Below are 12,124 nucleotides of genomic sequence, written 5' to 3' on the forward strand. Positions count from 1 at the left end.
CCGCTGCCCCCGCCGCCCTCGTGGCCCCCACTGTCGCCGCCACCGTCGTGGCCGCCGCTGTCTGCGCCGCCGTCATGGCTGGCACCGTCCCCGCCTTCGTGATCGCCATCATGATCGTCGTCGTCATGATCGTCGCCCTGATGATCGCCGTCCTGGTCGCCTTCATGCGAGCCGGTAGCGGCGCCGTCGCCCTTGTGCCCGGCCTCATCATTGTCGGCGGCTTCATTGTCGTCGCTGACGCTGGATGTATTGACCTGATCGTCGTCAGGGTCGGCTGCGGACGCCGCCGTCAACCCGCCGCCATTGTCGGAGCCTGCATAGGACGACTGCGTGGCGAAGATGCCGAGCAGGCCGATTGCAGTTGCCGCAAACAAGGGAAGGGTTTTCATCCACGCGCTCCGGTCCGTTTTGTGAGATCGGATCATCGTCGCGCCGGATTACGACGCCCTTAAATGAGTGATTGCAATTTTAGGAACGTCTTATTTTTGTGCCGACCTAGCATGCAGCCGCGACGGTGACGCAGTGCCGCTTGCGGCTCTCGCCACGATCGCCTCCAGCGGCTCGGGCCGGTGCAGGAAATAGCCCTGGCCATAGGCAACGCCCATGTCCATGAGAATATCCAGCGCGTTCCTGTCCTCGACCTTCTCTGCAACCACGGCAGCGCCCATCGAGCGGGCGATACCGGTGATCGCCGAAACGATCTCGCGGTCGAACCGGCTTTCGGCGATGTGCTCGACGAAGGAGCCGTCGATCTTGATAGCATCGACGGGGAAGCGCCTGAGATATTCGAACGAACTCATCCCGGCGCCGAAATCGTCGAGGCTGACGCGGCAGCGGCGTTGCCTGGCCTTGCGCACGAACTCGGCCGCGGCATCGAAATTGGTGACGGCGGCGGTTTCGGTGATCTCGAAGCCGATGGCCGGGGCCGGCGCGCCGCCGTCGGCGATGGCCTCGTCGACGAAATCCCAGAGCTGCGGATCGGAAAGCGTCTGCGCCGACAGGTTGAAGTCGAGCGAGATGGCGCCCGCGCGCATCGCCTCGCCGTGGCGCGTCAGCGCGGTGCGGATGATCCAGCGGTCGAGCCGGGCGGCAAGGCCGAAGCGTTCTGCGACCGGCATGAAATCGCCGGGCGGGATCATCTTGCCGTTGCGGGCCTCGAGCCTGGCCAGCACCTCGACGTGGCGGCTATCTTCCCATGGCTGGCCGAGCCGATGGATTTGCTGACCGAACAGCTTCAACCGGCCGTCCTCCATCGCATCGACAAGGTCCGCGGCCAACCGTGCGGCATTGAGGCCGGCGCCCGACGTCGTTTCCGGCGAGAACACCGCGAAGCGGTCCCGGCCGCCGGCCTTGGCGGCGTAGCAGGCATCGTCGGCGCAGGCGAGCGCGTCGGCCACGCTCATGTTGGGGTCGCGCACGAAGGCGATGCCGATGCTGGCGGCAAGCCTGCGCGAGGTGACGGCAGTGCCGATATCGGCGTCGCGCACCGCGGCAAGCACCGCGCGGGCAAGGTGCTCGGCACAGGCGTCATTGCAGTTCGGCACCAAAAGCGCGAATTCGTCGCCGCCGAGGCGCGCCGCCTGCGCCGACGCGGGCAGGCTGGCGAGGATGCCCGCCGCGACGCTCTTCAGCGCGAGGTCTCCGGCGGCATGGCCGGCATAGTCGTTGAGCGCCTTGAAGTAGTCGAGATCGACATAGAACACGGCAAGCGGCAGCCGCCCGGCCATGGCGATGTTCTCGGCAAGCAGCCGGTCGAAGGCCGAACGGTTGAACAACCCGGTCAGCGCGTCGTGACGCGCGGCGAAGGCAAGCTCCTCGGCGCGCGTCTTCTCCTCGGTGATGTCGCGTACCGTGCCCAAAATCTGGCCGGCCGAGCCGACGCCGGCAATGAAACGCACCAGCGACTCGAGATGGCGGACCTGGCCGTCACGCAGGACGATCCGGTATTGCGAGGCGACGACGCTGTTCGAGCCGGGGGCGATCAGATGCGCTCGCTCGGTAGCTTCCTTGTCGTCGGGATGAAGGTAGGTGTGCCAGAGGTCGGCCGTCACCTCATCGGTATCGGCAATCAGGCCGAAGATCTCGCGCGTGCGCGCGTCCCAATAGCTCTTCTTCGTACCGATATCGTGGTGCCAGATGCCCGTGCCGCTGGCGGCAATCGCGAGGCGGAAGCGGATGTTGACCTGCTCGAGCGCCGCCTCGGCCTCTTTCTGCCGGGTGATGTCGGTCTGCACGCCCATCATCCGAAGCGGCTTGCCGTCGGCGTCGCGCTCGACAATGCCGCCGCGGTCGAGCACCCAGACCCAGTGGCCGTCCTTGTGGCGCAGGCGCAGCTCCGTCTCGATGGAATCGACGAGGCCCGCAATATGCCGGTCGCCGCTTTCCTGCGCGCGCCGGCGATCGTCGGGATGGGTCAGCTTCAGCCAGAGATCGGACGTGTTGGCGAGCTCGTTCGCCTCATAGCCCAACATCTTCGACCAGGTCGGCGAATAGTAGCAATCGCCGGTCGACAAATTCCAGTCCCATAGGCCGAGATGAGCGCGATCAAGCGCCAGCGCCCAGAACTTACCGTTGCGTTTATCGTCGTCCGCCATTCTTTGTTCTTGCCATCCCGTCCCGGCAATATTGCATGAAAGCAGAGAAAAAAGGGTTACCGGGAGTGGTTCAGTTAGTCTCCCCCCAAGAGGGGGAGATGGCCGGCAGGCCAGAGGGGGGCGTGAAGGATCGCGGCGCTGATTTTGTTGGGGTGGAGCTGGTCGCTACCGGCTTGGCTGTGACTGCAAAAAAACTGAAACGCCGGTGGGACAGCGCCCCCTCTGGCCTGCCGGGCATCTCCCCTCTTGGAGGGAATTTAGCGCTCGACCGCCGTCGCCGATCGCCTAGCCACTGCGAACCTTCTTCGCACCACCGTCGCAACTTTTCCTGGAATTGCTCTCAGGCAGTCTGCAGGAACACCTCTGCCGGCGCCATCCCGACCAGCTCGGCAAACCGGCCATGGTCGGTGGCGCCCTCCGAGTTGACGACGAGCACGCGGGAGCCGGCATCGAGACCTAACGCCGCGCGCATCTGCCCGTCGCCCACAGCGCGGACCAGTCCGGCGAGCCCGACGCCGCCGCTCTCGCCGGAGACGATGGCCGGATCGTTGCCCAAGGGCTGCGCCAGCCGCTTCATCACGGCGACCGCGTCCTCTTCTTCGACCGTCATGAAGGCATCGCCGACGCGCGCCAGCACGCGCCAGGCGACCAAGGACGGCTCGGCGCATTCGAGCATCGTCATCACGGTCGGCTGCTGCTGGGCGATCGTCACCGGACGTCCGGCCTCAGCCGAGGCGTAGACGCAAGCCGAGCGCCGCGGCTCGACCACCACGGCTTTCGGCCGCCTGGAGCCAAGCATGACCGCCACATGGCCGGCGATCGCCGCCGCGAAGCCACCGACGCCAGCCTGCAGGAAGACATGCGTCGGTGGCTCGGCTAAGCGCCGCAGCGTCTCGCGCACGATCACCGTGTAGCCCTGCATGACCAGTCCGGGGACGCGCTCATAGCCGAGCCAGGACGTGTTGGAGACGATCTTCCAGCCGCGCTCGGCACCGACGCGGGCGACTTCGCGCACCGCATGGTCATAGCCGCCCTCGACCTCGACAATCTCGGCTCCGAAGCGGGCGATGGCCGCGACACGCTCGCGGCTTACGCCAGCATGGACGTAAATCACCGAACGCGCGCCGACGAGGCCGGCCCCCTGCGCCACCGAACGGCCATGGTTGCCATCCGTTGCGCAGCAGAATGTCATCTGAGCAGCGATGGCGCGCAGCTTGGGATCGTTGATCTCGCCGATATCGACATCGCGCCCGAAGCGTTTGTCCGCCTCCTCCAGCACCAGTCGCATGACGGCATAGGCGCCGCCCAGCGCCTTGAAGCTGCCAAGGCCGAGACGCTGGCCTTCATCCTTGACATGAAGTGCCGCGACGCCGAGGTGATCGGCCAGCGCCGGCAAGGCGTGCAGCGGCGTTTCGGCATGATCGTCGCGCGCCTTGAGGTAACGCTCGGCCCGCTCGCCCCCCGCGATGCCGAGCGACTCGGCATCGGCGGCAACCAACGGCTGGTTGTGTTCGGGACGTTGGTTGAGAAGCAACATGCTAGTCTTCCTGCGAGGCACTGAACTCTGTCGGCGGGCGCGATTCGGGCGCGATTTTGGATGCTTTAATTGGCTAAGTGATTGAAGTTTGTTTCGATTGGATGTCGCCGGATATTCGCTTCGGGACGACCAGATACAGCCAGCATGACTATTTTTGGTGGTATTTCACCCCCAGCGGCACGCCTATCTGATTCCTCCCGCGATCAGTCGGCCGCCAGCCGGGCGGCGACGCCAAGCAGGATGTTGGCGCCGGCGACCAGCTCGTCGGGAGCGGTGAACTCGGTGGGGTTATGGCTGATGCCGCCCCGGCTCGGCACGAAGATCATCGCGGACGGCGCGATACGGGCGATCATCTGCGCGTCGTGGCCGGCGCCCGAGGTCATGCGCCGGCACGAAAGGCCGGCGGCCCTGGCGCCGTCCTCGATCAGCGAGACGATGCGGGCATCGAAGGTCACCGGCTCGAAACGCGCCAGGCTTTCGGCATGGACGGTGACGCCGGCGCTTGCGGCCAATTTGTCGAGGAAGGCGGCAAGCGCCGCTTCCTCTTCGCGAAGATGCGTTTCGTCGGGATCGCGCAGGTCGATGGTGAAGGTCGCGCGCGACGGGATGACGTTGATGGCGTTCGGCTCGAACGCGATGGTGCCGACGGTGGCAACGGTGCGCGTCGATGAGGCGCTGGCCCGGTCCGCCAAGAAGCCGATCACGCGAGCGGCGGCGACGCCTGCGTCCTTTCGCATCGACATCGGCGTGGTGCCGGCATGGTTGGCCTCGCCGTCGACGGTAACGCGCTGCCAGGAAATGCCCTGCAGGTTCTCGACCGCGCCGATGGCGATGCCCTCGCGCTCGAGCACCGGCCCCTGCTCGACATGCAGCTCGACATAGGCATGCGGCTTGAGGAAGCCGGGCTGATGCCGACCGGCATAGCCGATGCGCTCCAGCTCCTTGCCCAGCACCGTGCCGTCGGTGCCGACCGAGGCCAGCGCTTCCTCGAGGTTCCGACCGCCGGCAAAGACCAGCGAGCCCATCATGTCGGGCGAGAAGCGCACGCCCTCCTCATTGGTGAAGGCGGCAACCACGATCGGGCGCGCCGGCGCGAAGCCGGCCTCCCTCAGGCTCTCGATCGCTTCGAGGCCGGCAAGCACGCCATAGCAGCCGTCATAGATGCCGGCGTCGATCACCGTGTCGATATGCGAGCCGAGCATGACCGGCGGCTGGCCCGCATTGGCGTCGTCCCGCCAGATGCCAAAAATGTTGCCGATGCGGTCGACGGCGACCTCGAGCCCTGCCTCTTCCAGCCAGCCGACGAAGCGGTCGCGGCCGAGCCGGTCCATCTCAGAGGCGGCGACGCGGACCAGCCGCCCCTGCGCATCGCGGCCGATACTGCCGAGTTCCTGGATACGGCCTAGAAGCCGGTCGGCGTTGATCATCAGATTGCTCATGCCGGCTGCCTCACTTGCGCAATCTCTTCCGGCACCATGCCGACGAGCTCGGCATAGCGGCCGGGATCCGTCGCGCCCTCGGAATTGATAATCAGCACGCGGGAGTTCCCGTCGAGGCCGAGCGCCGCCCGCATTTTCTTGTCGCGAGCGGCGCGGATCAGCCCGGCGAGCCCTGCCCCGCCGCTCTCGCCGGAGACGATCGCCGGGTCATTGCCCGAAGGCCGCGCCAGGCGGTTCATCACGGCGACAGCATCTTCCTCGTCCACGGTCATGAAGGCATCGCCGATCCGCGACAGCACGCGCCAGGCGACCAGAGACGGCTCGTAGCATTCGAGCATCGCCATGACAGTGGGCTCGCTGTGCGCGATCGTGACCGGGCGTCCGGCCTTGGCCGTCTCATAGACGCAGGCCGCCCGCGCCGGCTCGACCACGATTGCCTTCGGGCGATCCTCGCCAAGCATGATGGCGAGATGGCCGGCGACCGCCGCGGCGAAGCCGCCGACGCCGGCCTGGAGGAAGACGTGGGTGGGCGGCTGCGGCAAGCGCCTCAGCGCCTCGCGCACGATCGCTGTGTAGCCCTGCATCACAAGCCCGGGTATGCTCTCATAGCCCGGCCAGGACGTGTCGGAGACGACGGTCCAGCCGCGCTCGGCGGCGACGCGGGCAGCTTCCCTGACCGACTGGTCGTAATCACCGGCGACGCGCACCATCTCGGCGCCGAAGCGGGCAATGGCCGCCACGCGTTCGTTGCTGACGCCGGAGTGGACGAAGATGACGGAGCGCGCGCCGACAAGGCTGGCGCCCTGGGCCACCGAGCGTCCATGATTGCCGTCGGTGGCGCAGGCGAAGGTCATCTGCGCGGCGATCGCCTTCACCTCAGGCTTGTGCAGGTCCTCGACCGCGACGGCGCGGCCGAGCTGCCTGCCTGCCTGCTCCAGCACCAGATGCATGACGGCATAGGCGCCGCCCAACGCTTTGAAGCTGCCGAGGCCGAGGCGCTTGCCCTCGTCCTTGACGTGCAGCGCGCCGATGCCGAGTTCGCCCGCCAGCGCCGGCAGGGTGTGCAGCGGCGTCTCGGCATGGTTGTCGCGCGCGGCAAGGAAGCGCTCGGCCTCGTCGGCCCCGGCGAGCCCAAGCGTCGCGGCGTCCTCCTCGGTCAGCGGATGGCGATGGTCCGGGTGGCGGTTGAGCAGGAACATGGTCGGCTTTCTCCTTGATGACTGAAATTTATTGCAGGCCAAGCGAGAAAGGCGCTCTGTTTTGGCGCTTGAATTGCAAGTTTGTTTCGTTGGGAAACGCTGCCATGTCCATTTCGCCCGAACTCGACGCCTTCGACCGCGCCATCCTCGCCATCCTGCAGAAGGACAACGCCACGCCGCAGCGCACGATCGGCGAGAGGGTCAACCTGTCGGCGCCCGCCGTTCAGCGGCGCATCAAGCGCATGGAGGAGACCGGCGTCATTCGCGCCAATGTAGCGCTGGTCGATCCGGCCAAGGTCGGCCACCCGATCACGATCTTCGTCGAGGTCGAGGTGGAGAGCGAACGCGCCGAGCTGATCGACGCCGCCAAGCGCGGCTTTGCCCAAGTGCCCGAAGTGCAGCAATGCTACTACGTCACCGGCGAGGCCGATTTCATCCTCGTCGTCACGGTGGCGACGATGGCCGATTACGAGGCGCTGACCAGGCGGCTGTTCTTTGAGAACAACAACGTCAAAAGGTTTCGCACGTTCGTGGCGATGGACCGGGTGAAGGTGGGGATGGAGGTGCCGGTGGGGTGAGGCGTCGAAGCTGCCGACCTCCCCAACAAGTGGGGAGATCGGCTGCCGTCCCGGTTTTCGCCAATCTCCAACCTCTACTGGGTCGGCGACGCCGCGTGTTCGCACGACACTTTCGGGTTCATGTCGGCGAAGGTGCAAGCGCCGTGGCTGTTTGTGCTTGATGATCCCGGGTTCGATGCGGCGGCCGCCGATCATCCCTTCGGCAGGTATGAAATCGTTCCGGCTAGGTCGGTGTTGTCGATCAGCTGAAAGCGGCTGTCGCTGCCGCCCTGGCGGGCCGACACGAAGGGGGCGTAGGCCGGATCATTGGTGAAGGCGTGCGCCGCCGCTTCCGATGGGAAGGCCATCAGCGCGATCAGCGTCGTGTCGAGCGGCTTGCCCTCGAGCGTCTTCACATTGCCGCTGCGCGCAAGATATCTGCCGCCGTGCTTGTGAACGAGGTCGTGCACGGTAGCGGCGTAGTCCGGTATCCATTTCGGATCTTTCACCTTGATGTCCGCGATAAGGTAAGCAGTCATGGTCATTCTCCTGGTTGCTGCGCACAGGGATATCCGTGCGTCGGCCAAACGGCTCGCACGGCAGGGCTCGCGCCAACCAGTCCTGGATCTGTACCGGCCCGGTACAGTTTCTGTACTCGCCGCTTCATTCATGAAGGTCTAATGTCCGGCCAACTCTGGAGGAGGCGCCGATCATGACCCAGCACGGTTACAAGCAGTTCTGCCCGCTATCGATGGCCGCCGAGGTGCTGTGCACCCGCTGGACGATGGTGTTGATGCGCGAGCTGGTGGCGGGCTCGACCCGCTTCAACGACGTGCGCCGCGGTGTGCCGAAAATGTCGCCGACCCTTCTGTCGCAACGGCTGAAGGAGCTGGAGTTGGCAGGGATCGTGGAGCGCCGGGAAGTCCCGGGCGAGAAGGGTATCTTCGACTACCGGCTGACCGAGGCGGGACGCGACTTGCGCCCTGTTGTCGAGGCGATGGGTTTTTGGGGACAGAAATGGGTCGAGTCCCGGCTGTCGTTGAAGAACCTCGATCCATCGCTGCTGATGTGGGATATGCGGCGTAATCTGAACCCCTCGCCGCTGCCCGATGGAAGAACCGTGATACAATTTCTGTATCAGGACCTCCCAGCCTCGAAACGCTCGTGGTGGCTGATCGTCGAGAAGCATGGTGAGGTCGATTTGTGCTGGTACGATCCGGGCTTCGAGGTCGACCTCTACGTCTCGACCGATCTCCACACGATGACCGCAATCTGGATGGGCGTGCTGACTGTCGAGAAGGCCGGCGTGAAGGTCGTCCTGACCGGCGACAAGGCCATTGGCAGGAAGATGCAAAGCTGGCTCGGGCTCAGCCCGTTCGCGGTCGAACCGAAGCGCGCGGCCTAGCTCCAGGTGTTCGCCAGTTGATCGCTCAGGGCATCAAGGCTTTTCGCTGCCGGCATCGACGCGCCCCAGCCATCTTGCATAGATCTCTCCGACAATCCCACGCCGGAATACCAGCACGCAGACCATGAAAATCAGCCCCGTGGCGATGGTCACCGGAAAGCCGGATGTCGCGAGCGTATTTTCCAGTCCGACGACGAGACCGGCTCCGACCGCCGGGCCGGCCATGGTGCCGATGCCGCCGAGCAGCGTCATCAGGATCACTTCGCCAGACATCTGCCAGGTGACGTCGGTGAGCGTGGCGAACTGGAAGACGATCGCCTTGGTCGCGCCGGCAAAGCCGGCAAGCGCGGCCGACATGACGAAGGCGGCGAGCTTGTAGCGGCCGACGGAATAGCCGAGCGAAATGGCGCGGTTCTCGTTCTCGCGGATGGAGCGCAGGATCATGCCGAAAGGCGAGTTGACGATGCGCCAGACGGCGAAGACGCCGATCAGGAAGACGGCGAGCACGAAGAAATACATGTTCATCGTGACGTTGAGGTCTACGACGCCGAACAGGTGGCCGCGAGGCACGCCCTGGATGCCGTCCTCGCCCTCGGTGAAGGGCGCCTGGACGCAGAAGAAATAGAACATCTGCGCCAGCGCCAGTGTGATCATAGAGAAATAGATGCCCTGCCGGCGGATGGCGAGGAAGCCCATGACGAGGCCCATGCCCGCGGCACCTGCGGTGCCGAGCAGGATGCCGGCCTCTGGCGGCCAGCCCCAGGCCTTCACCGCATAGGCACAAAAATAGGCCGCGCCGCCGAAGAAGGCGGCATGGCCGAAGGAAAGCAGGCCGGTGTAGCCCAAGAGCAGGTTGAAGGCGCAGGCGAACAGCGCGAAGCACAGCATCTTCATGACGAAGATCGGGTAGATGACGAAGGGCGCGGCGATCAGCGCCACGATGCCCAGCACCACCAGCGCCCGTTCGAGCCTCAAGGAGGCGGCGGCGCGTTCTGCGTGAAGGGTCGCTTGGCTCATCTCAGGCGTCCCTTCCGAACAGGCCGGCAGGCCTGAGCAAAAGCACGATCGCCATGATGACGAAGACGACGAGGTTCGAGGCCTCGGGATAGAAGACCTTGGTCAGGCCCTCGGCGAGGCCGAGCAAGTAGCCGGTGACGATGGCGCCGAGGATCGAGCCCATGCCGCCGACCACGACGACGGCGAAGACGACGATGATGAGATCCGAGCCCATCAGCGGGCTGACCTGATAGATGGGAGCGGCAAGGATGCCGGCTAAGCCCGCAAGGGCCGCGCCCAGCCCGTAGGTGAGCGTGAGCAGAAGCGGCACGTTGACGCCGAAGGCCTGAACCAGTTCCGGGTTCTCGGTGGCGGCGCGCAGGTAGGAGCCTAGCCTGGTCTTCTCGATCAGCAGCCAGGTGCCGATGCAGACGATGAGCGAAGCCGCCACCACCCAGCCGCGATAGTTGGGCAGGAACATGAAGCCGAGATTGGTGCCGCCGGCAAGCAGCGCGGGCACGGTGTATGGATTGCCGGAGACGCCGTAATAATAGCGGAACACGCCTTCGATGACCAAGGCGAGGCCGAAGGTGAAGAGCAGGCCATAGAGTGGGTCGAGGCGGTAGAGATGCGACAAAGCAAGGCGCTCGACCGCCATGCCGAACAGGCCGACGACAAGCGGCACCAGGACCAGCGCCGGCCAGTAGCCGATGCCCAAATGCACCAGCAGCAGATAGCCGATGAAGGCGCCCAGCATATAGAGCGCGCCATGGGCGAAATTGATTATGCGCAGCAGGCCGAAGATGACGGCGAGCCCGAGGCTGAGCATGGCGTAGAAAGAGCCGTTGATCAGGCCAACGAAGAGTTGGCCGAGGAGCGCTTGGATGGGGATGCCGAAGATCATGGTCATGGCACCATCATACCCCCAGCACCTCGTGCAGCTTGTCGGTATGCGCGGTCAGCTGGCCGACGGCAAAACCCTCCACCACCTTGCCGTGGTCCATCAGGTAGAAGCGGTCGGCGATGCGGGCGGCGAAGCGGAAGTTCTGCTCGACCAGCAGGATGGTCATGCCGCGCTTCTTCAATGTCGCCAGCAACTCGCCGATTCGCTGGACGATGACGGGCGCCAGGCCCTCCGTCGGCTCGTCGAGCAAAAGCATCTCGACGCCGGTCCGCAGGATGCGGGCGATGGCCAACATCTGCTGCTCGCCGCCGGACAGCTTCGTGCCCTGGCTGTTGCGGCGTTCCTTGAGGTTCGGGAAAAGTTCGAATATCTCCTCAACGCTCATGCCGCCCTTGGCCACGACCGGCGGCAGGATCAGGTTCTCGTCGACGGTAAGCGTGGCGAAGATGCCGCGCTCCTCCGGCACGAAGCCGATGCCCTGATGCGCGACGCGGTGCAGCGGCAGGCGGATCAGGTCCTTGCCGTTGAAGGTGACGGAGCCGGTGCGCTTGCGGATCAGGCCCATGATGGCGCGCAGCGTCGTCGTCTTGCCGACGCCGTTGCGGCCAAGCAGCGTCACGGTCTCGCCGCGCATGACGTCGAGGTTGACGCCATGCAGCGCATGGCCCTCGCCGTACCAGGCGTGGAGATCGCGCACGGCAAGCAGCGGCTCACTCATGCTCGGTTCCCATGTAGGCGACGCGGACGCGCTCGTCCTGGCTGACGGCGGCGTAGTCGCCGGCCGCCAGCACCTGGCCGCGCTGCATGACGGTGACCCAGTCGCAGAGATCGGCAACGACGGTGAGATTGTGCTCGACCATCAGCACGGCGCGGTCTTTTGCTAGCGCGCGGATGATGCCGGAGATGGTGCCGACATCCTCATGCCCCATGCCGGCCATCGGCTCGTCAAGCAGTAGCACCTTCGGTTCGAGAGCCAGCGTGGTGGCGATCTCCAGCACGCGCTTGCGGCCATAGGAGAGATCGCCGGCGAGACGATGCGCGGCGTCATCGAGGCCGACGATGGCGAGCAGCTCGCGCGCCCTCGGCGTAAGCCGATCCAACGCCGAGACCGGGCGCCAGAACTGGTAGCCCAGCCCGCTTGGACGCTGCAGCGCCACACGAACATTGTCGAGCACGGAGAGGTGCGGAAAGATCGCCGATATCTGGAAGGAGCGGACGAGCCCCATGCGCGCCACTTTCGCCGGCGGCGTGCGGGTGATGTCGGTGCCGAGCAATTCGATCCTGCCGCTGGTCGGCTGCAGGAATTTGGTCAACAGGTTGAAGATGGTCGTCTTGCCGGCGCCGTTCGGGCCGATGAGCGCATGGATCTTGGCGTGATGGACATCGAGGTCGACATCCTTCACCGCGACGAAGCCGGCGAAGTCGCGCCGCAGGCCGCGGGCGGAAAGCACCACCCGCGGCATCTGGTCCGTGCTGTCCGGGCGGACAGCGGT

The 12,124-nt window shown here is 65.5% G+C and carries 11 protein-coding genes and 1 pseudogene; 2 read left to right on the top strand and 10 right to left on the bottom strand.

Translation table 11 applies throughout. The features are described 5' to 3' along the window. The 5 genes and pseudogenes from LB515_RS27045 to LB515_RS27065 form a co-directional block, all read right to left on the bottom strand. Nucleotides 1-389 (bottom strand): annotated as a pseudogene (locus tag LB515_RS27045) (hypothetical protein); the annotation flags it as partial. 90 nt (nucleotides 390-479) lie between these two features. Next, nucleotides 480-2,594: an EAL domain-containing protein gene (locus tag LB515_RS27050; protein ID WP_224709529.1), complete on the bottom strand. Its 2,115-nt coding sequence runs from the start codon at nucleotides 2,592-2,594 to the stop codon at nucleotides 480-482. A 340-nt stretch (nucleotides 2,595-2,934) separates the two neighbouring features. Further along, the gene (locus LB515_RS27055; RefSeq protein WP_224709530.1) at nucleotides 2,935-4,131 is read right to left on the bottom strand and encodes a diaminopropionate ammonia-lyase; all 1,197 of its coding nucleotides are present in this window, start codon (nucleotides 4,129-4,131) and stop codon (nucleotides 2,935-2,937) included. A gap of 203 nt (nucleotides 4,132-4,334) precedes the next feature. Then, nucleotides 4,335-5,570: a Zn-dependent hydrolase gene (locus LB515_RS27060; protein WP_224709531.1), complete on the bottom strand. Its 1,236-nt coding sequence runs from the start codon at nucleotides 5,568-5,570 to the stop codon at nucleotides 4,335-4,337. After that, the gene (locus LB515_RS27065; protein ID WP_224709532.1) at nucleotides 5,567-6,769 is read right to left on the bottom strand and encodes a diaminopropionate ammonia-lyase; all 1,203 of its coding nucleotides are present in this window, start codon (nucleotides 6,767-6,769) and stop codon (nucleotides 5,567-5,569) included. The genes LB515_RS27060 and LB515_RS27065 overlap by 4 nt, the downstream gene beginning before the upstream one ends. Nucleotides 6,770-6,873: 104 nt before the next feature. Here LB515_RS27065 and LB515_RS27070 point away from each other — a divergent pair, with 104 nt between their 5' ends. Further along, nucleotides 6,874-7,347, top strand: coding sequence for an Lrp/AsnC family transcriptional regulator (locus LB515_RS27070; protein ID WP_095768373.1), 474 nt, complete (start codon nucleotides 6,874-6,876; stop codon nucleotides 7,345-7,347). Between the two features lie 191 nt (nucleotides 7,348-7,538). Here the strand turns inward: LB515_RS27070 and LB515_RS27075 are convergent, their stop codons facing one another. Beyond that, complete coding sequence (locus LB515_RS27075; protein ID WP_140645515.1) at nucleotides 7,539-7,865, bottom strand: DUF1330 domain-containing protein; 327 nt, start codon at nucleotides 7,863-7,865, stop codon at nucleotides 7,539-7,541. Between the two features lie 173 nt (nucleotides 7,866-8,038). Here LB515_RS27075 and LB515_RS27080 point away from each other — a divergent pair, with 173 nt between their 5' ends. Further along, complete coding sequence (locus LB515_RS27080; RefSeq protein WP_224709533.1) at nucleotides 8,039-8,731, top strand: winged helix-turn-helix transcriptional regulator; 693 nt, start codon at nucleotides 8,039-8,041, stop codon at nucleotides 8,729-8,731. A 33-nt stretch (nucleotides 8,732-8,764) separates the two neighbouring features. Here LB515_RS27080 and LB515_RS27085 read toward each other — a convergent pair whose 3' ends face one another. Genes LB515_RS27085 through LB515_RS27100 form a run of 4 tightly spaced genes read right to left on the bottom strand, consistent with a single transcriptional unit; the run spans nucleotide 8,765 to nucleotide 12,094 of the window. After that, a complete protein-coding gene (locus LB515_RS27085) occupies nucleotides 8,765-9,748 on the bottom strand; it encodes a branched-chain amino acid ABC transporter permease (RefSeq protein ID WP_224709534.1) in 984 nt (327 codons plus the stop codon). Between the two features lies 1 nt (nucleotide 9,749). Further along, a complete protein-coding gene (locus tag LB515_RS27090) occupies nucleotides 9,750-10,637 on the bottom strand; it encodes a branched-chain amino acid ABC transporter permease (protein WP_224709535.1) in 888 nt (295 codons plus the stop codon). Between the two features lie 7 nt (nucleotides 10,638-10,644). Beyond that, on the bottom strand, nucleotides 10,645-11,349 hold the full coding sequence (locus LB515_RS27095) for an ABC transporter ATP-binding protein (protein WP_140840651.1): 705 nt from the start codon (nucleotides 11,347-11,349) through the stop codon (nucleotides 10,645-10,647). Then, nucleotides 11,342-12,094: an ABC transporter ATP-binding protein gene (locus LB515_RS27100; protein ID WP_224709555.1), complete on the bottom strand. Its 753-nt coding sequence runs from the start codon at nucleotides 12,092-12,094 to the stop codon at nucleotides 11,342-11,344. The genes LB515_RS27095 and LB515_RS27100 overlap by 8 nt, the downstream gene beginning before the upstream one ends. Nucleotides 12,095-12,124: the final 30 nt, after the last annotated feature.

It is taken from the genome of Mesorhizobium sp. CA15 (assembly GCF_020165215.1).
Taxonomy (GTDB): Bacteria; Pseudomonadota; Alphaproteobacteria; order Rhizobiales; family Rhizobiaceae; genus Mesorhizobium.

Bases quoted from the DNA above. Each gene is read 5' to 3' on its own strand.
- LB515_RS27050 (WP_224709529.1), bottom strand. From the start codon at position 2,594: ATGGCGGACGACGATAAACGCAACGGTAAGTTCTGGGCGCTGGCGCTT.
- LB515_RS27075 (WP_140645515.1), bottom strand. From the start codon at position 7,865: ATGACTGCTTACCTTATCGCGGACATCAAGGTGAAAGATCCGAAATGG.
- LB515_RS27080 (WP_224709533.1), top strand. From the start codon at position 8,039: ATGACCCAGCACGGTTACAAGCAGTTCTGCCCGCTATCGATGGCCGCC.
- LB515_RS27085 (WP_224709534.1), bottom strand. From the start codon at position 9,748: ATGAGCCAAGCGACCCTTCACGCAGAACGCGCCGCCGCCTCCTTGAGG.
- LB515_RS27100 (WP_224709555.1), bottom strand. From the start codon at position 12,094: ATGCCGCGGGTGGTGCTTTCCGCCCGCGGCCTGCGGCGCGACTTCGCC.
- LB515_RS27090 (WP_224709535.1), bottom strand. From the start codon at position 10,637: ATGACCATGATCTTCGGCATCCCCATCCAAGCGCTCCTCGGCCAACTC.
- LB515_RS27065 (WP_224709532.1), bottom strand. From the start codon at position 6,769: ATGTTCCTGCTCAACCGCCACCCGGACCATCGCCATCCGCTGACCGAG.
- LB515_RS27070 (WP_095768373.1), top strand. From the start codon at position 6,874: ATGTCCATTTCGCCCGAACTCGACGCCTTCGACCGCGCCATCCTCGCC.
- LB515_RS27055 (WP_224709530.1), bottom strand. From the start codon at position 4,131: ATGTTGCTTCTCAACCAACGTCCCGAACACAACCAGCCGTTGGTTGCC.
- LB515_RS27060 (WP_224709531.1), bottom strand. From the start codon at position 5,570: ATGAGCAATCTGATGATCAACGCCGACCGGCTTCTAGGCCGTATCCAG.
- LB515_RS27095 (WP_140840651.1), bottom strand. From the start codon at position 11,349: ATGAGTGAGCCGCTGCTTGCCGTGCGCGATCTCCACGCCTGGTACGGC.